Source organism: Roseobacter sp. MED193, assembly GCF_000152965.1.
In the GTDB taxonomy this organism is placed as follows: Bacteria; Pseudomonadota; Alphaproteobacteria; order Rhodobacterales; family Rhodobacteraceae; genus Pseudophaeobacter.
In genome coordinates, this window is sequence record NZ_CH902583.1 from 3,823,992 (window position 1) to 3,848,393 (window position 24,402).

The 24,402-nt window shown below is 53.2% G+C and carries 16 protein-coding genes and 2 pseudogenes; 6 read left to right on the plus strand and 12 right to left on the minus strand.

Annotation, left to right across the window (positions count from 1 at the left end):
- Positions 1 to 622 precede the first annotated feature (622 nt).
- Complete coding sequence (locus MED193_RS20760) at positions 623 to 1,591, minus strand: calcium-binding protein (protein WP_039966508.1); 969 nt, start codon at positions 1,589 to 1,591, stop codon at positions 623 to 625.
- A 211-nt stretch (positions 1,592 to 1,802) separates the two neighbouring features.
- Here MED193_RS20760 and MED193_RS22710 point away from each other — a divergent pair.
- Positions 1,803 to 2,092: pseudogene (locus tag MED193_RS22710) on the plus strand (integrase core domain-containing protein); the annotation flags it as partial.
- An 841-nt stretch (positions 2,093 to 2,933) separates the two neighbouring features.
- Here the strand turns inward: MED193_RS22710 and MED193_RS20770 are convergent.
- The 5 genes and pseudogenes from MED193_RS20770 to MED193_RS20795 form a co-directional block, all read right to left on the minus strand.
- Positions 2,934 to 5,480 (minus strand): DUF3131 domain-containing protein, encoded by a 2,547-nt coding sequence (locus tag MED193_RS20770; protein WP_254655479.1) that lies wholly within the window; start codon positions 5,478 to 5,480, stop codon positions 2,934 to 2,936.
- Between the two features lie 14 nt (positions 5,481 to 5,494).
- On the minus strand, positions 5,495 to 6,883 hold the full coding sequence (locus MED193_RS20775) for a glycosyltransferase (protein WP_254655480.1): 1,389 nt from the start codon (positions 6,881 to 6,883) through the stop codon (positions 5,495 to 5,497).
- Positions 6,884 to 7,063: 180 nt separating this feature from the next.
- Positions 7,064 to 8,193 (minus strand): IS3-like element ISRosp1 family transposase gene (locus tag MED193_RS20780; protein WP_085978289.1). Its coding sequence is split into 2 segments (ribosomal slippage): positions 7,064 to 7,962 and positions 7,962 to 8,193, totalling 1,131 coding nucleotides; the frame shifts between segments, so codons are not numbered across the junction.
- Between the two features lie 63 nt (positions 8,194 to 8,256).
- Positions 8,257 to 8,591, minus strand: a pseudogene (locus MED193_RS20790) (transposase); the annotation flags it as partial.
- Between the two features lie 44 nt (positions 8,592 to 8,635).
- The gene (locus tag MED193_RS20795; RefSeq protein WP_254655481.1) at positions 8,636 to 10,552 is read right to left on the minus strand and encodes a polysaccharide deacetylase family protein; all 1,917 of its coding nucleotides are present in this window, start codon (positions 10,550 to 10,552) and stop codon (positions 8,636 to 8,638) included.
- A gap of 493 nt (positions 10,553 to 11,045) precedes the next feature.
- On the opposite strand from MED193_RS20795, the gene MED193_RS22715 reads away from it, so the two are divergent.
- The 5 genes from MED193_RS22715 (at position 11,046) to MED193_RS20815 (ending at position 17,909) form a co-directional block, all read left to right on the plus strand.
- Entirely contained in the window at positions 11,046 to 11,531 is a 486-nt protein-coding gene (locus MED193_RS22715; RefSeq protein ID WP_083790509.1) for a DUF995 domain-containing protein, read from the plus strand.
- A gap of 197 nt (positions 11,532 to 11,728) precedes the next feature.
- On the plus strand, positions 11,729 to 12,052 hold the full coding sequence (locus MED193_RS20800; RefSeq protein ID WP_009811750.1) for a hypothetical protein: 324 nt from the start codon (positions 11,729 to 11,731) through the stop codon (positions 12,050 to 12,052).
- 890 nt (positions 12,053 to 12,942) lie between these two features.
- Entirely contained in the window at positions 12,943 to 14,742 is a 1,800-nt protein-coding gene (locus MED193_RS20805; RefSeq protein ID WP_009811751.1) for an ABC transporter transmembrane domain-containing protein, read from the plus strand.
- 167 nt (positions 14,743 to 14,909) lie between these two features.
- A complete protein-coding gene (locus MED193_RS20810) occupies positions 14,910 to 16,802 on the plus strand; it encodes an acyl-CoA synthetase (RefSeq protein WP_009811752.1) in 1,893 nt (630 codons plus the stop codon).
- 174 nt (positions 16,803 to 16,976) lie between these two features.
- A complete protein-coding gene (locus MED193_RS20815) occupies positions 16,977 to 17,909 on the plus strand; it encodes an alpha/beta hydrolase (RefSeq protein ID WP_009811753.1) in 933 nt (310 codons plus the stop codon).
- 55 nt (positions 17,910 to 17,964) lie between these two features.
- Here the strand turns inward: MED193_RS20815 and MED193_RS20820 are convergent, their stop codons facing one another.
- The 6 genes from MED193_RS20820 to MED193_RS20845 all read right to left on the minus strand — a co-directional run bounded on the left by MED193_RS20820 (position 17,965) and on the right by MED193_RS20845 (position 24,402).
- A complete protein-coding gene (locus MED193_RS20820) occupies positions 17,965 to 18,537 on the minus strand; it encodes a DUF4453 domain-containing protein (RefSeq protein ID WP_009811754.1) in 573 nt (190 codons plus the stop codon).
- A 78-nt stretch (positions 18,538 to 18,615) separates the two neighbouring features.
- Positions 18,616 to 19,452 carry an alkaline phosphatase family protein gene (locus tag MED193_RS20825; RefSeq protein ID WP_009811755.1) on the minus strand — a complete coding sequence of 279 codons (837 nt, stop codon included), beginning with the start codon at positions 19,450 to 19,452 and terminating at the stop codon, positions 18,616 to 18,618.
- Positions 19,453 to 19,586: 134 nt separating this feature from the next.
- Positions 19,587 to 20,816 carry a hypothetical protein gene (locus MED193_RS20830; RefSeq protein WP_009811756.1) on the minus strand — a complete coding sequence of 410 codons (1,230 nt, stop codon included), beginning with the start codon at positions 20,814 to 20,816 and terminating at the stop codon, positions 19,587 to 19,589.
- A 141-nt stretch (positions 20,817 to 20,957) separates the two neighbouring features.
- Positions 20,958 to 22,595: an ABC transporter ATP-binding protein gene (locus MED193_RS20835; protein WP_009811757.1), complete on the minus strand. Its 1,638-nt coding sequence runs from the start codon at positions 22,593 to 22,595 to the stop codon at positions 20,958 to 20,960.
- On the minus strand, positions 22,592 to 23,449 hold the full coding sequence (locus MED193_RS20840; protein ID WP_009811758.1) for an ABC transporter permease: 858 nt from the start codon (positions 23,447 to 23,449) through the stop codon (positions 22,592 to 22,594). Before MED193_RS20840 ends, MED193_RS20835 begins: the two co-directional genes overlap by 4 nt.
- Entirely contained in the window at positions 23,446 to 24,402 is a 957-nt protein-coding gene (locus MED193_RS20845) for an ABC transporter permease (RefSeq protein ID WP_009811759.1), read from the minus strand. The genes MED193_RS20840 and MED193_RS20845 overlap by 4 nt, the downstream gene beginning before the upstream one ends.

Sequence of the window (24,402 nt, forward strand, 5' to 3'; positions counted from 1 at the left end):
AGTCTTCGAAGTGACGGCCAAAATGAATCCGCCAGCCTACAGCAAGTGTAATTGGGTCGAGGAACGTGCCGGTTCCACCAGCTGTTTTATGGATTATAGGCCTGCCAATAATGGCCGAGCCAGGTGGAGTGTTGTCCCAGTAACTGTATCCGGTAAGAAAAACGGTCATGCGACGCTCTTTGGGTAGCCAAAACAAGAAGGCCAGAGCGGTGACCAGTAAGAGAAAAAGCAAGTTTTTCCTTTTACGCAAGGGCCCTCGCATTCATCGTAGATGCCACGTACTGTGAAATTTCGGACCTTTCCATTTGTAATCCGTTCTCGTTTTATGACTATCGTCGGTCTCTTTGTAACCATTCTTTCAACGACAGGACAGTCTTAGACATTAACAACGCATGGGGTTTGTCGGCACCGGGCAGCCCCGCCTGGTTGATCCAAAACGAAAGCTAGTGCATGGCTGACCTTTGGTTCATCGGAACGCTGACCTAGTGAACGACTACACTGTGGGGCACGCGCGTGAGAAGATTGGAGGTGGCGTTGTACCCGTTATGATTGGTGCCCCAAAGTGCTCTTTTTGGCTAGTGCCCTCTCCGGAATAGCCATTTGCTGGATACAGGTCTTGAGCCTAGGTCGGAGTGGCAGCCATTGGAGTCGCTATCATTCCCAAGTGAGTAGAAATGTCAAAATCATCCGCAACGTTTTCCAAGTTTAACACAGGCAACCCATTTGCAAGAATTTCAACGTTTGTTGTCCCGTCAGGGTTGGCAGTCATATTCATAGAGATTTCCGGTTCAGAACCAGTCTCGTCATAACGATACATTATCATGTCCTCACTTGTATCGAAATCAGTCACTGTTGCGACATATCCACTGGTTGACCAGTCGCCCACCACAAACTCATCGGCATTGGCTCCTCCTGTGAGTACATCAAACGCGCCTCCAATCAAGGTATCTTCACCAGCACCACCATCCAATGTGTCACCAATATAGTCGTCCACAATTGCGTCTTCGGTGCCGCCAATGTCCGTGGTTGTCTGAGAGGACTCAAAGCTTGTATGCCATTCATCCAACAGCCTATCCTCGATCTCAATCGATGCACCATTCAGCAGATCATCGCCTTCACCGCCATTTAGCTGATCAGCTCCGTTCCCGCCATGCAATCCGTCATCGCCAGTTCCGCCGCTCAGTGTATCATCCTGTGATTCCCCCTGAAGAAAATCGTTTCCTGTTCCGCCAACCAGAACATCGTCTCCATATCCCCCTTGTAGAACGTCAAGACCATCACCGCCGTCGAGGCTGTCTTCACCATCCTCTCCATCGAGGCCGTCGCTTCCTTCACCGCCTATGAGGGTGTCATTCCCAGCTCCGCCATAGAGAGTGTCGTCGCCAGTTTCTCCCGATACATTGTCGTCTTCAGCCCCGCCATAAAACTCTTCATCTTCGCTGTCAGCGACGCCTCCCCCCGTATCTATTCCTCCGCCAGTGTCAGTTCCACCGCCGGTCCCTGAATCTGTGAAAACATCATCGTCATCATCGGAAATTGAGATCAAAGCACCAGCGGCTATTGTGAAGCCAAGTACAGCAAGCATTATCATTGGAGTGACTTCCCTGATCGTTACAATTCGGCCTTATTTTGCCGAAATTTTGACCCAGTTGAAATCTCCATAATTCGCGATTTTTTTAGAAACTTTTATACTTACGTGAACAGTGTGTGCTCGGCTACAGGATTGTCTCGGGATTTGCTCCTTCGAACGGAAAGTGGCTTAAACGAGCACTTGGGGCGGCACGAAAACGGGACAGGTCCAGTCGATCAAATACACTGAGAGGTTGGCGGATGCAGGGTTGGAACCATTCGTCGGCAGCGTCGGTGACAGCTATGACAACGCGCTGGCCGAGACGATCATCGGCCTATTCAAAGCCGAGGTAATCAACCGGCTGGGGCCATGGAAGTCCAAAGACCAGGTCGAGTGGGAATCCTTGCCATGGGTCGATTGGTCAACAACGAACGCCTGCTCGAGCCACTCGGATATATCACGCCAATCGACGCAGAGGAGAAATACGAACAAGCCTTGAAATCAGACATAATCGCAGCTTGAAATACGATCTCAACAGTCTCCGGCAAAACCGGCGCGGTTCAATGGTCCTAAGCCTAATGAGAAGTTGTGGGGGCGTTGTCTAAAATTGAAAGCAATTACATTGGTTCGGCTTGGAAGAAAATAAACTATCATTCTCAATACTGGCCTCAGTTTGGAAACATTAAGACTTATCCAAAAAGTTCACCGGAGCCAGAAAATGCTAAAAAGTAAAGTGAAAACCGTTGCCCTCGCTATTGCTACCATATCACTCTCGGCATGTAGTGTCAGGACAGACAGTAACTCCAGAATGGGGAATGAAGTTAGCAAACTTCTTATGCCGACTATTGAAACCCCGAGAAATACTTCTCGAAGTACTTCTTTTGTTGAAGGGGAACAATCAATGACTGTGTTCCTAACTGGATACAGCTACTGGGACAACACACCGAGAGGATCTGCTCGGATCGCGCGCCCGGTCATTCATCAGTCGGCAGGAGGCACTGGGACCTATGACGACCCGATAACCTTGGCCGTGGGGCATGTGAAAAGAGGGAACACAAGTACAATGGATTACCCTGCAGGAACAAGGTTCTACGTTCAAGAATTGAGCAAGTACGCGATAGTAGAGGATCTATGTGGGGATGGGAACAACCCGCAGAATGGGCCCTGCCACAGTGGTTACCAAGGGTATGAATGGCTTGATATCTACGTTGGGGGGCGGTCGGTTGGAGAAGACCTGTCAGACGCTTGCATGTATAGAATAACCGGAGTTCAAACGGTCATCCTAAATCCGCAAAGGGGCTACCCAGTTTTGCCAGGCGAAATTTCTACTAGCACCTGCGCCAATACCTAAACATTGAGATCTCTAGCCCGCCACTCCAAGGTGACGGGCTAGAGCCTGGAGAATTACTCCATTAGTATTTAGGTCAGAGTAAGATTCAGTTGATCGCCCGGTTTTAACAAAAGTGGAAGATGAGAAACCATTGTCGGTCTTTGATGTTTCCCTAACAAATTTTAAAAGGTTATCCGAGTAATCATGCGGCTGGTAGGCATTCCAAAGAAAAGCTGACTTTGTACTAACCACTAGAAAGTTCTCCCTAAAATCGGGGGTTCGGTACTCCGGTTCCTTACCGACCGTATCTGTTGCCCATGTCCGCTGTTCTGCATCGAGCTGAAGACCTTGATAGGTAAACCAAGGATTTCGATCAATCGGTCCTTCAGATACGCAGATCAGCCGCCCTGTTTCTCTAAACTCTTCAACCTGGGTCGAGAACAGGACATCTGCAAGATAAGAGCTTTCTCGCGACATGCCCATTTCCATTGCTTCAAGTAAGAGCGGCTCAGCTCCTATTGGGCCGATTGTGGCAACCGCCTCTAGCAATGCAGTTTGGTCATCCGTCACCGAAATTCCTTTAAAAACCTCGTACGGAGACAGGACATCAAAACCCCACCTGCGAAAAGCCAATGCCGAATAGTGTGCGCTATGCGAGACATAGGATGAGGTCAGCTTTCCATCTATAACTGACTGTACCTTTCCATCCAAGATGATGTCCTTGAGATCCCATGATGCCACGAGCTCTTCAAGTTGGTCTTCAAACCCTCCAAACCGGCGCAAATTGTCGAGTGAAGACAACAGGCGCCCTGCATCACTTCCATCAAAATTCTTGTTACCCCATTTGTGACGATCTGTACGAATCCAACCTTGGGGCAAGCGCCGTTCCTGCGAGGTGCGGCCAATGATGTTCGGAAGAATTTTATTGATGGAACGCTCAAACTTCTTTTTGTCGATCAGGCCAATCTGCGTTGCAGCAATTAGTCCATTTATGTGGCTACCGACATCCCACATCGTAACGGTTTCATGCAATCGCCCCCCTGGGGCTGAATTCACAGTGGCAGGACAGAGTCCGGTTTTCTCGTTGGTGAAGCGATGGAAATACCGCCAAGCGATTTGAGCATCCTCCAAAAGGTCTTCTTTTTCCAAACGTTTCAGAGGCCTTCTGGGCTGCCTTAGTCCTGGTTGCGCTGCAGCGACCTTGCGTCTTCTCGACGAAATTGGATCTTTCGGTGCTCGAAACCGCACGAATTGATCAATAGGCAGCGACGAGGTAATCCCATCGTTCAATAATAGTGAGACCAGCTCAAAAAACGTATTGCGTACAGGTTGGGAGAATAGAAAATATGGATGAATCGAAATGATCAGGTCATCCATACCGCCTATGGCTTGACGTAGCTGCCCCATTGAACTCTCGGAGTGGATTTTCAACTCGATGGCATTCAATAGTCCGTTGCGGTCAAAGCCCGTTTGTCCATCTTCAGATGAACGAAAAACGATCCCGACCCCAGAACCAAGTGGACGGGTAGTGCGGATTGTAGTAATGTTATCCGGCAGGCTCTTAGGGATCTCGAAAGGGATCATTTGGGGCCGGGCCAGACCCTGGGCTGTTTGAATTTGCGCCACATCAGAGGGGACCCAAATTCCCCGAAGAGGGTCCAAAGGATCCCGGCTAGGGTCTGCCACTTCTGTGAGCTGTACCCCCATCTTGATTAGCGTTGACCGTAGTTCGTTGTAGAATGACGAAAGCGAGGCATCGTTTTCTGGGGGGCGGACCAGAAGGCAGCATAAATGTCGTTTAAACTCATAATTATTACGCAACTGTAAATCCGAGGCAGGTTCCAAGGATATCAGCCCGTCCAACTCCGCTTGTGATAGCTCTGAACAAAATTGATTTGCAGCAACCTCAATTTTTTTGACGGGATATTGCGAGAATTCTGATGTAGATAGGTAAATCACACGTTGACTGCTCTTTGCTTCTTGACCAGCAGGCAAGTGTTGAAAAGAGCCCAGCGAGACCTTTTGGCCTCCAAACAGCCGTGCAGTTCCTGTGTCCCATGTTTGAGATTGGACTGGGCTGTTTTCATTCGGCTGCACAAGGATATTGAGAATTCCAGCAGAACGCGTTCCAGTGGGGGCAGTCGGCCTGTCGACATCATCACAAACGACTGTCCGGATAGGTCTGCGAAGGATTGTTCCTTTCAGAGCCGCAAGTAACCGTTGCAAAGCTTGAGAAGCCTCAAAAGTGGTTCTTGCCTGGAAGTGGGGGGATAGCTTTGCCAAATCAGGAATATAGGGAGCAATCTCGATATTGCTGCCACCTAACAGATACCCCTGCAGAAGTTGGGCTAGTTGACTACCTGTACCAAGTTCTTGCTGCGCGGAATCGAATGGGGAGATGGCACAAACGACGGGTATGTTTTGATCTGTAAGCGCGTCTAAAACCGCAATCAGATGTGGGAAGGAGGTTTCCTCACTTACTCCTGAGAGTACAACGATACTTTGTTGAACCGACGAAACGGCAAGTGGAGACCTTGCTCCTAAAGGAACCAGGGCCATGCTAGCAACAGCCGATTTCAACAGAGTTCTTCGGTTCATAGATTGTGTGTCGCCAATTGGTAGTCACGCCCTTGTCGTTTGAGCGAACTCCAGTTGGCCAAACGCCCGGTCAGAGCTCGCAAAATCGCCCGCATGACCGAGAAATACAGCAACGGACGGTAAACCACACGCTGCAAAGGGAAAAGAAGCAGAGACCAGTTACTTTCTTCACGGTCCGTGGAAATAGCGAAGAAGGCAATCAGGAACTCAAGCGCAGGCAAGGTCAGATACGCCCACAGAAACTTTGTTTGGCTGGGGTCGTGAGGCGAGCCTACATCACCAGTCCAGCTACCGGAAAAGTGAGAATAAACCAATACTGCGATAAACAGGTCTGCAATTGGGGCGAGTAGTGGGAACAGGTAGCCAAAGACAAACATATCAGGAATGGAGACCAGACCAATCGAGCGAGTTTCACGCATTGCCGCCTTGTGCTTCCATGCGCTTTGAAACATTCCCAGAGACCAGCGGAGTCTTTGGTTCAAGAGTTGCCCAACCCGTTCAGGTGCTTCAGTATAGCCGCGCGCGAGTTTTTCATAGACTACCTTGTACCCAGCCCGGTTAACCTGAATTGTTAGATCGGTGTCTTCGGTCAAGGTTTCAGAGCAAAACATTCCGACCTTTTCCAATGCCTCGACACGCCAGGCTCCGATGGCCCCAGGCACCACCAATATGCCGTTGATAAGATCAAAGGCCCTGCGGTCAATGTTCTGCGACGTGGCGTATTCATAGGCCTGAAGGCGGGTCAGGAGATTGACCCGGTTTCCAACCATGATCTTGCCAGCTACAGCCCCGACTGTGGGGTCATCAAAGTGCTTTACCAGATGATCAATTGCATCCTGTCTGATCTGAGTGTCTGCATCGATGCAAACAACATACTCGGCGTCAACCATCATGATCGCGCGGTTGAGCGCGCTCCACTTTCCTTGATTGGGCTGCGAGATGAGGTGTACTTCGTTCCGTTCTTTGAACTTCAGAACTTCGGCAACGGTGTTGTCCGTGGATCCATCATCCACGACGATAATTTCCAAGTTTCCATAGGTGCAGGCACGCACGCTCTCAATACACTTGGCAATGACATCCTGTTCATTATAGGCAGGGATGATCACCGCCACTTTGGGGTCATTGTCAAACTCAATCGTTTTTTTGCGACGGTTTGCCGAGGCCATCAGAATAATTGCGACAGATCGGACTACACCGATGCACAGCACAATCCAAAAGATAACAACAATTGCATCCTTTGCGGTTACGGCTGCGGAAAAGGTAATCCGGTCAAAAATTGGATAGGCTCCTTCTCGTACCGGCATCAATGCACCTGATGTGGTACCTAAAAGATCCGCCAAAGTTGTGAACTCGTATCCTTTTGACCGTAACTCATCAATGATCACCGGAAGGGCCGCAACTGAAGCACTCCGATCTTCACCACCATCATGCAAGAGGATGACATTTCCTGCTCCAATTTCGGCCTGCTCAATGACGTAGGATGCAATTTGTTTACTGCTCCAACCTTCCCAATCTTTAGGGACAATATGGACCTGTCGCGTTTTAGTGCCGCCCCAAGTGCTCGTTTAAGCCACCTTTCGTTCGAAGGCGACAGGGCTTTTCCAGCCCAGTGCTGAGTGACGGCGGCGTGGATTGTAGAACCCGTTTATGTATTCGAAGATCGCCATTTCAGCCTTCCGACGGGTCTCCCAAGGATGCCGCCAGATCAGTTCAGCTTTGATGGTCTTGAAGAACGTCTCGACGGCGGCGTTGTCGTAACAATTACCCTTACCGCTCATCGATACTTTGAAGCCGTTCTGGCGCAGGATTTTCTGGTAGTCATGGGAACAATATTGCGACCCGCGATCCGTATGATGGATGCAGCCTTTGGGCGGCTGCCGGAACGCGATGGCCATATTCAACGCCCGGATCGCCAAGTCGCGTTTCATCCGATTGCTCACGGCCCAGCCGATAACACGCCTTGAATGCAGATCGAGGATCACGGCCAGATACAGCCAGCCTTCGCGGGTCCAGACATAGCTGATATCCCCCGCCCACTTTTGATTTGGCAGGTCAGCTGAGAAGTTTCGATCCAGCAAGTTCGGCGCGATATTGAACTTGTGGTCACTGTCTGTCGTGACCTTGTGTTTGCGTGTTCTGACAACAGATATCCCGTTCTGGCGCATCAACCTGCCAACACGACGGTGGCCCACGTTCAAACCGATCTCCTTCAACTCTTCGGTCATTCGTGGGCGGCCATAGCTCCCCAAACTAAGCCGCGACTGCTCTTTGATATGAGCCAGCGTGACCAGATCAGATCGCTGCCTACGACTGGCTGGGCGACTGCGGAATGCGCGTAACCCGCGTGCGCTGACACCGACGACCTCGCACAACCGGGCGGCTGGAAAGCTGCCCCTGTGTTCTTCGACAAACCTAAATCTCATTGCTTTAGGCCCGCAAAGAACTGGGTGGCTTTTTTTAAGATCTCCCTCTCCTCCTTCAGGAGCCGGTTCTCCCGTCGAAGTCGATCATTCTCTTGAGCCAGGCTCAAATCCTCTTTGGAAACCACGTCTGTGTCTCGGTGTGCAGTGATCCATTTGTTCAACGTCGACATGCCAACACCCAGATCGTCAGCCACCTGCTTACGCGTCAGCCCACTGGTTAATGCGATGCGCACCGCATCTTGTCGAAATTCGTCTGTCCGTTTCAGTCCCATAGTTCATCTCCTTTGTTGCAGTAAATGCTATCAAAGGAGCGGCATCAAACCGTGACAGGTCCAGACCTCGCACAACCGGGCGGCTGGAAAGCTGCCCCTGTGTTCTTCGACAAACCTAAATCTCATTGCTTTAGGCCCGCAAAGAACTGGGTGGCTTTTTTTAAGATCTCCCTCTCCTCCTTCAGGAGCCGGTTCTCCCGTCGAAGTCGATCATTCTCTTGAGCCAGGCTCAAATCCTCTTTGGAAACCACGTCTGTGTCTCGGTGTGCAGTGATCCATTTGTTCAACGTCGACATGCCAACACCCAGATCGTCAGCCACCTGCTTACGCGTCAGCCCACTGGTTAATGCGATGCGCACCGCATCTTGTCGAAATTCGTCTGTCCGTTTCAGTCCCATAGTTCATCTCCTTTGTTGCAGTAAATGCTATCAAAGGAGCGGCATCAAACCGTGACAGGTCCAATATCCATGCCTGAAATGATGTAACCGCGTTGCTGAGCCTCCATCAAAGAAGCGACTCTCGCTCCACTGATGGGGCCTCCGCTTCGCAAGAAAGGCTCCCGGTAAAGCAGAGAGCCTCGACCAGAGACCCCAGCGACAATCCGATCTAGAAGAGAAAACTCGAGCTCTAACCGGGTATCTGAAATCTTATCCATTCTGGGATGCGAAAAGCTATGTGCACCAACTTCGTGCCCTTCATCAACGATACGATTCAACAGATCGGGAGCATTCATAACGCTTTGGCCGAGCACAAAAAAGGAACCAGGCGTATTGGTATCTCGCAGAATGTCCAGAATATCCTTGGTGTATTCCGGATGCGGGCCGTCATCAAATGTTAGGACCAATTTCGTGGCCTCCGGCTTGCCATAACGCTCAACCGAATAAGGTGTGGGGATGGTGGTATATGTTTGCTCAATAAGTCGACCGCTCGCGAGATCAAAACTAGTCTGGCGAAAACCAACATTCGCTTCAGCTTTGACACGCAAGAATGCGCCTTGACCAGTGTAGTCTACATAGTTTTGCAAGTCGACCATCGCCAGTTGTGAGCTCAATGCTTCCTTTGTCTCCAGCTCCCCTGCAAGTACTTTCCACAGGCCTGGATCTTCCTGGCCCATAGACCAAACGGCAACATTTGCGAGTCCCAACTGACGAACCACAGCAAGCTGGTTGTGCGCTGACGCCGCGTCGAGCATCCAAATCTTATGCAGTGTTCCTTCAGAGTCAGTGAACCTGCTGAAACTATTGGATGTTCTGGGGCTAAACAGCACCTCGGCCTCAGCTTCTCCAATTCGTTGCACCGCCGCTGAATAGGACAGTGTTTCGGGCAACGCCGTTCCAGAAGTCCAGTCCACTGCAAAGTTGCCAAGCGCTACAACCAGGCGTTCAGGTTCAATTCCCTTTACCGCTTGGCTCAAAGTTTTCTCAAACCATTGATCCGACGCTAACGGCATTGGCGCTGACCCGACCCAAGGGATTTGGAACATTTTCAAAATGACCTGATCAAAGTCCTGGATCAGGTCAGGCTGTTGCCACAGCGTTTGTTCGGGGTTCAAAACAATACACGAGACCAAACCATTTGTGCGAAACTGGGTTGTCAACTCACTCCAAAATGGAGCCAGGCGCTGCATGTCGTTGACCTTAAGAGTATTGAAATCAAGACAGGCCCCCTGTGCGCTCAAGGCGGTTAACGTTTCAGCCAGTGAAGCAATGATTGCCGCTTTGCTGTTTTTTTCGACTAATAGATCTACGAAATGGTCCGGAATTCCAGATATGTTCAGCGATACAACAGGAAGCAAGCTAGTTGCTCGTTCTGTTTCAGCAACATACTCTGTGACAGCAAGACGCGTATCATCACTCGCCAAGGACACAGAAAGAATGTTCTTTTCAACCTCAAGCGTGATCCACTCAGGAACAAGAACACTCGGACGGGCACATTCATCGGCAAGCGAAAGATGTGCCCATTCATAAGCAATGGGCAGATGAGCATACAACCTGGGTGTAGACGCTGATTCAGCCATGGCTGAAAAAACGGGTTGTTCAAACGGCCTACAAGTTTCAGAGGCTTCCGATGTCGGGGCTTGGGTCTGAACGACATGATCATGAGAAGCAGAGTGTTGGTGTTCAAGCGTAACCACGTTTTCAACTTGGTACGGAACTTCCTGACCAAGTTCCAAGTAGGAGATTGGAGACCAGACACCTAGATCCTTGACAAAAAACCAAAGCCAGGCTGAAAGCCCAATGAGGCAAAGAAGAAAGATCCGACGAACGAGCTTGGAACGCCGCTGGACCGGATCTTCAAAGACTTTGGTTGCCGTCGCTGCAGACGGCAGCATCTCATTGTGAAACGTATAACGCTTCATAATGGGCACTCCACAGAGTGCAAAACCAGCCATTCTAAGTTTGCTTCACGTGCGGAACAGGCACATGAAATTCCAATCGCTCGCGACACGAGCTCTCCTCACCCCTGGTGCACAAAGATCGTGTCTCAGCGAGACAAACCGTCTGAGCGTCCCCCACAGAAACTCAAACGCAGATCAAAATGCTGCTTCAATCTGTTCATTTTGACTTTATGCTAATTTCAGTCAAATTTCTTTCAGTTTTTAACGTGATTTTAGGTTTTTTCGGGGTCTGGAGGGGGCACTTGGAGAACAATGCCTAAGATACCATGGCATTGTTTGCAAAAAACCACTGCTAGAGCCCGTCTCATACGATGCGACTCACTAAAACTCAGCAGCTGTGGGAAAACCAATCGCGGCCACCATTTTGGAAACAGTTTGTCTCGCCAAAATTGCTTGACCTTGGTTCAGTGGCTTTTACATATTCGAAGAGTTTAGTTCAAATTGGAGAAGTTTTATGCGGTCGCTCGGCAAAGCCCTTTTAGTGACAGGTTTTTCAGTGTTTGCCTCGACTGCTACGATGGCGGATCCACTCCCTGGGGGAGCTAAACCTGCCAATATTTCAAAAATTACAAAGGCGTACTCTGGTAAAACTGACCTTTGGAACAGCGGTTGCGATGGAGGTATCTATTTCTCTCCAGGTGGACAGGCAAGAGCTTGGTGCAAGGAAAGTAGTGACAGCTTAGGAGCAGGAACTTGGAGTGTTGATGCTCAAGGAAACCTGTGTCAGGATTTGACCTGGTACTGGCCAAGCGACAGGCAGGCAGGCGCTAGCCCAAGCGGCAGCACCTGTATTGCCCACATCCAGGATCGCTGGGGGCAACTCTGGCGGAGTTGGCCTGGAAGTGACGATTGGTGGCCTGTTGACCAGTATTCTGGTCTTGTACGGGGATACAAGTTTCAGTCAGAGATTCTAGCTACTCGCTCGAAGCTGGGTTTTTGAGAGTATCTAGAGAACTCTATTTATAAGATGCTTTGATATATACTCGATCAATTGGCCGGTGTTGCGTCCCTTTTTGGGGGTATGTATCCAATTGGCCTTGTGGAGACCGCCACTTTGGTCCGGCCTCGTCAGATGTTGAGGTTCTGGACACTTCTTTCCGGTCAATCTGGGTTGATGACGCCTAAGACACTCAGAATGTGGAAGTACTCGCATTAGAAAAAGACGGCGGCACGTCAGCCAATAGCGGTGTCTTTGATGTGGTCATTGAAGGAATGAATGTTGAAGGTTTTGATTGCCGTATTTCCAAATTGATCACTGAACCTAGGGGACAATCCGGCGAAATTGAGGAACGGGTGCGGGATATTGATATTATCCCTGCCGCCAAGGAATTCGGTGGTTCCCCCGCTAACCCAACGAAGGGAGGACCTAGGTCAAACATCCGCGAAACCGCCTTTTACAGCGCGGCCAATTACGATCGGACGGAGTCCCCAAATCTGGTGACAGGGGTGCTGTCGTCTTGAAATACGTTGCCCCTTAGGTTCTCTTACTTCGGCGCAGGTCTGAGTGACGTCGAGTGCAAGATTGAACCATGGGTGGAGGCCAAGACAAAAAAACACGGAGCGGCTCTGGATTGCAGACGGTTTGACGCGGACCTCTGCCTATAAAATGACCATGGTCGACTGCACCTCGTCCATTGGCTCTGCCCCGATGATCAATCCATTTTGGAAGCAAGGCTCGATTTCAAAGTGCGAGAACTACAGGTAGTACCGTACCCGTTTTTCATGCTGGATACCCCACTGGACAACACCATGCCGGTACGTGGCCGGGGTGATGGCTAGACAAATTCGAAGGGAACGCTTCATAAAGGGTCGTTTTTGATGTCTTGAACTACGTCAACAGATCCCTCAACAAGTTATCGAATACTCGCTCACTCCGCTAGAGTAACTTTTTGAAACTATTAAAAACTAAGTTGAGCTTACAGTGGTTTTGTCTGCCGCCGCCCGCTCCATAACCTCCCCATTTTGGAATTCCCGCACGCGAATGACAGTGCCTAGGTCGGCTCCTGAGGGAGCTTTAGGGATGTGTGCCGGACGTTCGGGGCTTGCTGGGGAAGCCGTGCGGATTGATTTTGTTCTGGGTCGGTTGTCGTTGAGCTGCGCTGGGCAAGAACACAGGCCATCGGCACAGGTGTCTTGTCCCGGGAGAGACTGAAACTCAGAGGGGATTGCCTTTCACAGTTCAAAGTTGGTTGCGTCTTTTTGCCCGGTAGGGCGGTTTGGCGTCCAATGATCCCGGTTTGTTCTGGCCTCAGAGGCGAGAGGCGCTTGACCTGTTGTGCTGAGGGGGCCATGAACCTGTCTGCACCGCAGGGCATCAGATCCCTGGGGTAGATCTGTAAAAAGGACCCGGTATGGCGCGAAATCAGGCTGCTCCGACAACAGAAGATGAACGCGAAAGCTCCAAGCAGATTGGGGTTCTCGCGGCCTTGTGGCCCTTTATGCGCCCCTATCGGTTGTTGATGTTTGCAGCTACTTGCGCCCTTGTGCTTACCGCGGGCCTGTCTTTGACGCTGCCACTTGCAGTGCGCCGTGTGGTGGATAATTTTCGCATCTCCGAGAGCGCCTTGCTGAATCAATACTTCCTCGCGGCGCTGGTTATAGCGGCCCTGCTGGCTGCGGGCACCGGGCTGCGCTACGCGCTGGTGACTCGATTGGGCGAACGGGTGGTGTCAGATATCCGCAAGGCGGTGTTTGACCGTGTCATCGGCATGAGTCCTGCCTTCTTTGAAAAGATCATGACCGGTGAGGTGCTGAGCCGGATCACCACAGACACCACTCTGATCCAGTCTGTGTTGGGCTCCTCCGTTTCGATCGCGCTGCGCAATGTGTTGATCTTTAGCGGCGGGATGGTGCTGATGCTGCTCACCTCGGCCAAGCTCACCGGGTTGGTTTTGCTGATTGTCCCTGCAGTTATTGTGCCGATTCTGGTTCTTGGTCGCCGTTTGAGGGGCATTAGCCGGGAGAACCAGGACTGGATTGCAGCCTCCTCGGGGAATGCAGGCGAGGCCTTGGGCGCGGTGCAGACTGTGCAGGCCTTTACCCACGAGAATGCTAGTCGGGCGCAGTTTTCCCAGATGACAGAGACCGCTTTTGATGTCTCGATCACCCGGATAAGGACCCGCGCTTACCTGACTGTTATTGTGATCTTTTTGGTGTTCTCCGGCATTGTTGGCGTGCTTTGGATGGGCGCGAATGACGTGCGCGCCGGAGTGATGAGTGAAGGCACTCTGATCCAGTTTGTAATCTACGCGGTTCTGGTTGCGGGATCCGTTGCAGCTCTTTCGGAGATCTGGAGCGAGCTGCAACGTGCTGCGGGGGCCACCGAGCGGCTGATAGAACTGCTGAACGCGACGGATACTGTGAAAGACCCTAAGGCGGCGAAGGCCTTGGTGCAGCCGGTCAAGGGCGAGATTCGTTTTGACGGGGTCTCCTTTGCTTATCCGGCGCGCCCAGGGGTACAGGCCCTAAATGGGGTCAATCTGACAGTGGAACCTGGGGAGACCGTTGCCTTTGTTGGGCCATCGGGAGCCGGGAAGACCACCATTATTCAGATGATACAGCGGTTTTATGACCCTGATCAGGGGGCTATCCTGCTTGACGGAGTTGCCCTGACTGATCTGCAACGGGCAGATTTTCGCCAGCATCTGGCCATGGTGCCTCAGGATCCGGTGATCTTTGCCGCATCTGCGCGGGAAAACATCCGCTTTGGTCGCCCCGATGCAACGGATGCTGAGGTGGAGGCCGCTGCAGCTGCCGCGGCGGCGCATGAGTTCATCTCGAGCTTGCCTGAGGGCTACGATAGTTTTGTGGGCGAACGCGGTGTGATGTTGTCGGGCGGACAAAAGCAGCGGATTGCCATTGCCCGTGCCATCCTGCGCGACGCGCCTGTCTTACTGTTGGATGAGGCCACTTCAGCGCTGGACGCTGAAAGTGAACGTCTGGTGCAGGCAGCTGTGGATGAGTTGAGCCAGAGCCGTACTACCTTGATTGTCGCCCATCGTCTTGCCACGGTCAAAAAGGCGGATCGGATCGTGGTTATGGAAGAGGGGCAGATTGTTGCGACAGGCACCCATGATGCGCTGGTCGCCGAGGGGGGGCTATATGCCCGCCTGGCGCGATTGCAGTTCACTGACGGGCTGGCAGCAGAATAATAGCAATAGCAAGCGGTTTCATGTGTAGACCGCTTGTTTCGCAACGTCAGAATGGGCCTGTTGCCTTGACGTGATCTTGCCCATGCGCTTGCACGATCCGGCTTTTGCCCTCAGATTAGCAGCGAAGAGGAAAACCCCGGCATTGTCGGGGGCAGGGGAGGATTACAATGGCATTTGCCACGATAGAAGACTGCATTGCGATGGAGAAGGAAGCCAGCTGGGAAGAGCGGGATAACCCGGTCACTCTGTATCAGCTTTTGTCGCGCACCACGGGTAAGTTTCCCAACAATAATGCGGTTAGCTATCAGATCTTTTCTGGGCCGACCGATAAGGCGGAGACCCTGACCTGGAGCCAACTGAAGGACCAGGTGACACAGGCGGCGAATATGTTCCGTGAGCTTGGCATCGGTGAAACAGACGTGGTGGCCTATGTGTTGCCCAACTGTAACGAGACGCTGGTGACCATGTTGGCTGGTGCGGTAGCGGGGATTGTGAACCCGATCAATCCGCTGCTGGAGCCTGAGCAAATCGCGTCAATCCTGCGGGAAACCAAGGCGAAGGTCGTGGTGACGCTAAAACCCTTCCCTAAGACCGATGTGGCGCAAAAGGTGGCTGAGGCCGTGCGCCATGCACCGGGGGTGAACACGGTTCTGGAGGTGGATCTGAATCGCTACCTGACGCCGCCAAAATCCTGGATCGTGCCATTGGTACGTCCCAAGCTGGAAAACAAAGATAAAGTTGCCCACGCGGATTACAAATCCTTCCGCCGGGAGATGCGCAAACAGCCCACCACTCTGGCCTTTGCGGATAGCACTGAGGATCGTGTGGCCTGCTACTTCCATACAGGTGGCACCACCGGCATGCCTAAGGTGGCGCAGCATAAGTATTCTGGCCTCATCTACAATGGCTGGATTGGCAGCACCCTGCTGTTCACCGAAGACGATAACATCATGTGTCCGTTGCCACTGTTCCACGTCTTTGCCTGTCACGTGATCATGATGGCTTCGCTGTCTTCGGGGGCGCATGTGGTGTTCCCAACGCCACAGGGCTATCGCGGCGATGGCGTCTTTGACAATTTCTGGAAGCTGATCGAACGCTGGAAGATCTCTTTTATCATCACCGTTCCCACGGCGATCTCGGCGAAGATGCAGCGCCCTGTGGATGCGGATATCTCATCTGTGAAAACGGCCTTTTCCGGATCTGCGCCTCTGCCTGTAGAACTGTTCCATCGCTTTGAAAAGGCGACGGGCATCAAGATCATCGAAGGCTACGGCCTGACCGAGGCAACCTGCCTGGTCTCCTGCAATCCGGTTGATGGGGAAAAGAAGATCGGCTCGATTGGGCTCACCTTCCCCTATACGGATGTTAAGATCGTCAAAGGCACCCCCGAGGGGCTGGTGGAATGCGGCACCGATGAAATTGGCGAAATCTGCATCTCCAACCCAGGCGTCTATGCCGGCAATACCTATACCGAGGCCGACAAAAACGTCGATCTCTACTACAAGGATGAGTATCTGCGCACAGGCGATTTGGGGCGGTTTGACGAAGATAGCTATCTGTGGATCACTGGCCGCGCCAAGGACCTGATCATCCGCGGGGGGCACAATATTGATCCGGCTGAGATCGAAGAGGCGTTGTTGGGCCACGAAGCCGTAGCCTTTGCCGGGGCCATCGGCCAGCCGGATGTGCATTCTGGTGAACTGCCTTGTGCCTTTGTCGAACTGGTAGAGGGGGCAACGGCAACGGCGGATGAACTGCTGGAATACTGCAAGATCCACGTGCATGAGCGCGCCGCAATTCCAAAACACCTGACCGTGTTGGATGAGCTGCCAAAAACGGCTGTGGGCAAGGTCTTCAAACCGGATCTGCGCAAACACGCCATCACCCGCATCTACAATGAGGCCTTGCTCAAGGCGACATCCCCGGCGCGTGTCGAAGCCGTGATCGACGACAAAAAACGCGGGCTCGTGGCTCAGATCGCGGCCAATGGCGCCAGTGATGATGATATCTCCACCGTGCTGGGCGGCTTCACCCGTCCGTGGGAGCATGCGCCTGCCTAAATGGCATTTGACGGCAAGCAGAAGGGGCAGATCTGATAGGCCCCTCAATGGTTTCTAGAAAATTGCAGGGTGCGCTCGCTTGAGCGCGCCCTTTTTTGTGTTTTGACCATTCCCTTGAACTAGGTCTCTAGCCTAACCTGTTGCGCAGAACAAAACAGTGATGAAAGACCGGCTATGGATTATGAGCGGCTGATCGACGAAGAAACCTGGGCCTTTATTCGCAAGACTGGTGAATGCTACCCCGAGGATGCTGTTGAGCTCAGCATCGCAGAACAGCGTGCGGTCTATAATGACATGGCCCGGGAGTTCCTGGCACCGCGCCCTGATCTGGTCACCAGCGAGGATCGCCTGGTGGAGCAGGTGCCAGTGCGTATCTATACGGCGGGAGACCCCACGCGCACGGTGTTGTTTTGTCATGGGGGGGGCTTCGTCGTTGGTGATCTCAATAGCCATGATGATGTCTGTGCTGAGATCTGCGCCCAGACTGGCTATCGCGTGATTGCGGTGGATTATCGACTGGCACCCGAGCACCAACACCCAGCCATGTTTGAGGATGCCTGGACGGCGCTCAAATGGGTAATGGATTCTTATGGGGAGGGGATTGTCCTGATGGGGGACAGTGCCGGGGCAAATCTTTGTGCTGCCCTGGCCCATGCTGCGCGGGCGGATGCTGAGATCTCAACCGCTATTCTGGGCCAGGTGCTGATCTATGGGGCCTTTGGAGGCGATGTGAATGCGGGTTCCTATCTGGAGCACGCTCAGGCACCGATGTTAACCCGCAATGAGATCTTGTTCTATATGGACGTGCGCCGTCCGGGCGGTGATCAGGGGCCTGATCCCACCTATGCGCCATTACAGGATACAGATTTCGCCGACTTGCCGCCAACTGTACTGGTCTCGGCGGATTGTGATCCAGTGCGCGATGACAGCCGCGATTACCGCGATTGCATCCTGGCCGCCGGGGGGAGGGCGTATTGGGTCAACGAACCCGGACTGGTGCATGGCTACCTGCGTGCCCGCCACTCAGTCAGGCGGGCCCGTGATAGTTTTGAGCGCATTTCAGCGGCAGTCGAAGCCCTGGGCCAGGGGATCTGGCCCTATGACTAAGGGCGAGGTGTTCTGCTGCCCCTAACTGTCATGCACTGTCCCTTTCATCTCAGGCCTATCCAGCAAACTCTTCGCAGGCTTCGTCAGCCTCGTTGAAGTTGATCCAGCCAGCAGTTTTGAAGGCCCAGTTGGCATCAAAGATCATGGCATAGCTCCAGTCCCCCCAGACCTGATGCCCGTAGCGTACTGTGTCACCGACTTGGATCTGACCGATGAGCGGCGCCTCTGTGTTATGTCCGGCACGGAGCGCCGCAGGGGAGCTAAGCCAGCCGATACAGGCGCTTTCAAAGTCATCCCAGATGGGGAAGTGCCACAGTTTCCTGCGCTGGGCCAGATCCTGCAGGTCGAGCCATGAGGCCGAGCTGTCGACACGGCAGTTAGCCTGCTTCTCCATCTCCTGGACCTGGGCGACTTGCCGCTGTGCCTCGGAGCTCAGTGTTACGGATTTCCCTTGGCAATCGCTGTTGTCAAACAGCGCCTGTCCCAGGGGTGAGCCGAAGCAATAGCCCGCTTGATTGATGATTGCGTTGCGGGTGAACCAGAGATCGTTGCAACGTTCGTCTGCCTGGGCCGTCGACGCTATGAATGGCAGGGCAACAAGGGCTGAAACAAAATGGCTGAGGCGCATTGGTACTTCCGTATTAAATGAAAAAAGACCCTCATATGTTAGCATATGGGGTCTTTTGTTTAGGGGGAATTCTGCGCCCTATTTTAGGAACGGTTTGGCCTTCATACTATCCGCAATCGGCGCCCCAAGACGGTCCAGGATAGTGGGGGCCAGCTGTAGCTGATCAATCACGTCACCCTGCGCCGGGCCTTCGGCATCGCCAAAGTAATAAAGGGCAGTTTCCTGTTGCAGCGCACTGCGTCCACCATGATGACCGCGTTCATCCTGGCCATGATCCGCGGTGACGATTACCTCATAGCCGAGTTGCCGCCAGCGGGGAATGAAGGGGGCCAGCATCTCATCCATGACAAAACACGCGTGATCCATTTCCTGACAATCATGAAAGAACCGATGCCCCATGCTGTCCAATGTACAAGTATGCAGCATGCCATAGTTGAGGCCAAAACGCAGGCAGAGGTTGGTGAGGGAGCCAAAGAGATCCACGTCAGAGGGTGTCATCTGATTGGCCTGGCCATAGCCGGTCATGGTGTGGAACCTGCCATGGTTGATGGTCTGGCTTTCAGGTTCATCATATTCGATATCGCGCACGTAGTCGAAGGGGTGGCGGTTGAAAAACTGGGACCAGAAACTATGGGCAACACCGCCGGTCGTGCCCCCTGCTGCGCGCACCTGGCTAAAGACGTCTTTGTGGCTGAGCCTGAATACATTGCCATTACCGGTACAGCCGTGCTCGGCCGGGGCCACTCCAGTGTGGATCGAGGCATAGCAGCTGGCAGAAATCGAGGGCAGCACAGAGCGTAGTTTCCAGACCCGGGCATCGCCGCTATCGACCCAGCCTTCAAGGTTGCCAAACAACCGACGAAAGTTGCGATAGGGCACCCCGTCCAGGATGATGAGAAGCAGCTTTTTTTCCATGACCCGAATCCTTTTATTCCGCAGGGCTGTTTGCACTCATCATTGCGACAGAAATTTGAATTGCCATTCAAAAAACGGATGGCGAAGCCGCCATCCGTCGCTTTTCGACCTTTTCCTCGGGTCAATTGACCTGGTTATTCTGCTGGAACAACGGCGGTCTGAACTGGGCCAATTTTGAAATGTTGACGGTTGAGGCGCAGCACAAGCACGATCATCATCCATTGCAATGTCAGGGCCAAGGCCGAGAGAACCCAGAACCCTAGGCCAAATTTGTCGATGATTTGGGCACCCACTAGGCCTTTGTTGATAAAGAAATGCAGCATTACAGACAGAGCCACGCCGGGGCAGATTAGAGCATAGGAACCTGGAGAGAGCTTGCTGCCAAAGACGAAGTCAGAGAAGTATTTCTGTCGTGTCATCACCAGAAGGCCCAACAAGGAGAAGACGATCTGTATCGTCAGGATCCGCGCCAACATAATCAGTGTTTCAGCCGGGCTGCCGTGCACCTCAAAGGCAGTGTGTAGCCCGTGGTTTTGGCGTAGCATCATGATACCCAGCACAGTGAGCAGCGGCACGATGACCATCAACGTAGGGCCAGATTCGCGCGCAGTTCCATGCATCAACATCGAGGAAAATGCAGTAACGGATGCATATGCTGCATAGAGCATGGCCGTAATCCCAAAGAAGGTGGAGAGGACCAGGGAGGTGCCAACCACAAGGGTGTTGCCGCTCATCGCGGCAGGGGCCGAGAGCCCCACGGCAACCATGGATAGGGCAAAGGCAGGCAGTAACTGGGCAAAGGAGTTATGCGCGGTCATGTCAAACGCGCCGCCCTCTGCCAGAACACGGCCCAGGAAATGCCCAATCAGGCGAAAGGCCCAGAGGCCAACCATCAAGAAGGCAACCATGGCTGCTGGGAACAAATATTCAACCACGCTCCATAGCTGCGGCACAAAGACCAGTCCGACAATGAAGCCACCATTGATGGTCATTGCAGTGGCCAGTGGTCCGGCCAGAAGGGTGGTTTCAGCATTGCTCTGGCGCAGCTTTTCATAGTCCTCCGTATGTTTGAACCGGGACAAGGCGGCAAAATTCCAGATCAGCATCTTGACGTTCAGGAAGACAAAGAAGGCAATACCGACCATGGCGATCACCACGGCGGCCTTCATAGGCGTGCTGCCATTGGCCAGCACCGCCATCAGGTCTTCAAAGACGGGGACCGGCTGGCCGGGGTGGGGGACCCAGAACATCAGATACATGAAAAAGGTGACGGCAAGGCCCCCCGCGCCAAGGGAGGCGAGAAAGTAGAGCGGAGAGTAGCTCTGGTCTGCGGCGGGGCCAGCAGGGGCGATAGATTCGGTCATCGGCCTATTCCTAACGTGAAAATAACATTCTGATTTTGGAATATTAAACATGCTAAAAGTGGAATGTATAGGTCCAAAACGACGCAGGCCCGCGCAAACTGCACGGGCCTGAGAGACTTTAAAAGGAACTAATGAGCGGGATCAGTTGCCAGCGCTCTCCATTTTACGGTTGGCAATTACCTCTTCCAGCCAGCCAAGACGCATCTCTGGAACGGAGCTGAGCAACAGATCGGTATAGTCATCAAAGGGTGGGCTCAGCACCTGATTTTTGCCGCCATAGCGCTGCACCTTGCCCTGATACATCACGGCAATTGAGTCGGAGATCGCACGCACTGTTGCCAGATCATGGGTGATGAAAAGGAAGGCAACATCCTCGATCTTTTGCAACTGCAACAGAAGCTTGAGAATGCCGTCAGCAACCAGTGGGTCAAGCGCCGAGGTGACTTCATCGCAGATGATCATCTTGGGTTTGGCGGCCAGGGCACGGGCGATGCAGACACGCTGCTTTTGCCCCCCTGACAGTTCGGCCGGGTAGCGGTCGATGAAGTCCTCTCCCAGTTCGATCTCGTCCAGAAGTTCGATGATCCGCTTGCGCTTCTCTTCGCCCTTCATGCCAAAGTAAAACTCCAGCGGACGGCCGATGATGGTTCCTACGGTTTGGCGAGGGTTCATCGCCACATCCGCCATCTGGTAAATCATCTGCAGCTCGCGCAGATCTTCTGGCGACCGCCCTGCCAGATCTGGGGTGAGCGTCCGCCCGGCAAACTCTATCTCGCCTTCGCGTGGGGGCAAAAGGCCAGTAATAACACGGGCGAGTGTGGACTTCCCGGAACCGGATTCCCCCACCACAGCCAATGTCTGCCCAGGGTAGAGATCCACATTCACATTGTGCAAAACGTCGAACTGCGTGCCCTTATACCGTGCTGTGATATTGCGAACACTCAGCACCGGATCGCCATTTGGGGCTTTTTCCTCATGATCGATCGAGCGGACCGAAACAAGCGCCTGAGTATACTCTTCCTGCGGGTGGTTGATGATCTGATCAACCGGCCCGTATTCGACCATATTGCCGTGTCGCAGAACCATGATATCATCGCTGACCTGGGCCACAACGGCCAGATCATGGGTAATATACAACGCAGCCACACCTGTGTCGCGAATGGCTTCCTTTATCGCCATCAGAACATCGATCTGCGTGGTCACATCCAGAGCTGTTGTTGGTTCGTCAAAAACCACCAGGTCGGGCTCTGGGCAAAGCGCCAGCGCGGTCATGCAACGCTGAAGCTGCCCTCCCGAGACCTGATGCGGAAATCGGTCACCAATGTTTTGCGGATCCGGCAGGCCAAGCTTTTCAAAGAGCACGCGGGCACGGTCTTCGGCTTCTTTGCGGCTGAACTTTTTCTGCTCAACTGCTGCCTCAACCACCTGATCAATGATCTTTTTGGCAGGGTTGAAAGACGCCGCTGCGGATTGGGAGACATATGTCACTTCACCGCCGCGCAGCTTGCGGATATCGCCAATGCTGGACTGCATGATGTCGCGGCCATTGACCCAGACTTCACCGCCGGTGATTTTGACGCCGCCTCGGCCATAGGCCATGGAGGCCAGGCCGATGGTGGATTTACCGGCACCGGATTCCCCGATGAGGCCCAGCACCTTGCCCTTTTGGACGTCAAAATCCACCCCATGCACGATATCGATGTCATGGGGTTTCTCACCCGGAGGATAGACCGTGGCGCCAATTTTCAGGCCGCGTACTTTTAGCAAAGGTTCGCTCATCCGCGGCCTCCTTTCAGCGATGTAGTCCGGTTCAGCACCCAATCAGCCACCAGGTTGACCGAAATGGCCAGTGTGGCGATCGCAAAGGCAGGCATCAGAGCCGCAGGTATGCCGTATACGATGCCATCTTTGTTTTCCTTCACGATACCGCCCCAGTCAGCTTCGGGGGGTTGAATGCCCAGTCCGAGGAAAGAAAGGGTCGAGACAAAGAGAACCATAAAGATGAACCGCAGGCCCATTTCCGCCACCAGAGGAGACAGGGCATTAGGCAGGATCTCACGGAAGATGATCCAGGCGGTTTTTTCGCCACGCAGGCGGGCCGCTTCGACATAGTCCATGACTTCGATATCTACCGCAACAGCACGGGCCAGGCGGTAGACGCGGGTTGAATCCAGCAACCCCATGACAAGGATCAGTACCGGTACGGTCACCGGCATAACCGAGAGCACCACCAGAGCAAAAATCAGTGTTGGGATCGACATTACCAGGTCGACAAACCGCGAGAGCACCTGATCCACCCAGCCACCGGCCACGGCGGCAAAGAAGCCAAGCACTGAGCCGAGGGTAAAGGAGAGGATGGTCGCCGCAGTGGCGATAAAGATGGTCGTGCGTCCGCCGTAGATCATTCGGCTGAGCAGGTCGCGGCCGATATTGTCAGTGCCAAGCCAGTAGTTGGCTTCGGTGACACCATCAGGTGCGATGCCCAGCATGATCTCGATCCGGGAGGTCTCCCAGACATCACCGACCACTTCGGCCATGCCATAGGGGGCGATCAGAGGCGCAAAAAGTGCTGCCAGAAAGTAGAGGGCCGTGAAGAACAACCCGATCATAGCGGAGATAGGGATATTCTTCATTTTGGGTGCCTCAGACGGGGGTTCGACAGAATGGCCACAATATCAGCCACCATGTTGAGACCGATATAGACCGCGGCAAAGATCAGACCACAGGCCTGCACAACTGGCACGTCACGTTTGGAAACGTGGTCGACCAGATACTGGCCCATGCCGGGGTAGACAAAGACGACCTCGATCACCACGACGCCCACAACCAAATAGGCGAGGTTGAGCATCACAACATTGACGATGGGCGCGATGGCATTGGGGAAGGCGTGACGAAAGATCACCTGAAAGCCATTGAGGCCTTTCAGTTCAGCGGTCTCAATATAAGCCGATTGCATCACATTCAGGATTGCCGCGCGGGTCATACGCATCATATGGGCCAGAACCACGAGGGTCAGCACCGCGACGGGCAGGGCAATGGCGCTGAGCTTGTCGCCCAGGGTCATGCTGTCATTGATCATCGCCACCGAGGGGAACCAGCGCAGTTTCACCGCGATTAGATACATCAGCACATAGCCGATGAGGAATTCTGGGATAGAGATAGAAGCAAGGGTGACAGCCGAGATCAGCTTGTCAGGCCAGCGATCTTTGAACCGCACGGCCAAAAGGCCCAGGAAGATAGCCAGTGGCACCGCGATGATCGCAGCCCAGAAGGCCAGGAACAGGGTATTGGACAGGCGTTTGGCTATGCTTTCGGTAATATCGGCGCCACTGGTCAGAGCAGTGCCCAGATCGCCGGTCATCGCACCGCCGAGCCATTGAATATAGCGCTGGAGTGGAGGGTCGTTTAACCCCAGCTCTGCGCGCAGGTTTGCCAGCGCTTCCGGGGTGGCCGACTGGCCGAGGATCGACTGCGCGACATCACCCGGCAGGATCATCGTGCCGACAAAAATTAGGCCGGAGACGAGAAGAAGCAGGATGAGGCCCAGCGCAATGCGCTGAGCCAATAGTTTAACAATGAGAGGCAT

Coding starts and splice junctions, on each gene's coding strand:
- MED193_RS20835 (WP_009811757.1), bottom strand. CDS start 22,595: ATGAGCGAACCTTTGCTAAAAGTACGCGGCCTGAAAATTGGCGCCACG.
- MED193_RS20840 (WP_009811758.1), bottom strand. CDS start 23,449: ATGAAGAATATCCCTATCTCCGCTATGATCGGGTTGTTCTTCACGGCC.
- MED193_RS20810 (WP_009811752.1), top strand. CDS start 14,910: ATGGCATTTGCCACGATAGAAGACTGCATTGCGATGGAGAAGGAAGCC.
- MED193_RS20825 (WP_009811755.1), bottom strand. CDS start 19,452: ATGGAAAAAAAGCTGCTTCTCATCATCCTGGACGGGGTGCCCTATCGC.
- MED193_RS20805 (WP_009811751.1), top strand. CDS start 12,943: ATGGCGCGAAATCAGGCTGCTCCGACAACAGAAGATGAACGCGAAAGC.
- MED193_RS20760 (WP_039966508.1), bottom strand. CDS start 1,591: ATGATAATGCTTGCTGTACTTGGCTTCACAATAGCCGCTGGTGCTTTG.
- MED193_RS20795 (WP_254655481.1), bottom strand. CDS start 10,552: ATGAAGCGTTATACGTTTCACAATGAGATGCTGCCGTCTGCAGCGACG.
- MED193_RS20820 (WP_009811754.1), bottom strand. CDS start 18,537: ATGCGCCTCAGCCATTTTGTTTCAGCCCTTGTTGCCCTGCCATTCATA.
- MED193_RS20830 (WP_009811756.1), bottom strand. CDS start 20,816: ATGACCGAATCTATCGCCCCTGCTGGCCCCGCCGCAGACCAGAGCTAC.
- MED193_RS20845 (WP_009811759.1), bottom strand. CDS start 24,402: ATGCCTCTCATTGTTAAACTATTGGCTCAGCGCATTGCGCTGGGCCTC.
- MED193_RS20815 (WP_009811753.1), top strand. CDS start 16,977: ATGGATTATGAGCGGCTGATCGACGAAGAAACCTGGGCCTTTATTCGC.
- MED193_RS22715 (WP_083790509.1), top strand. CDS start 11,046: ATGCGGTCGCTCGGCAAAGCCCTTTTAGTGACAGGTTTTTCAGTGTTT.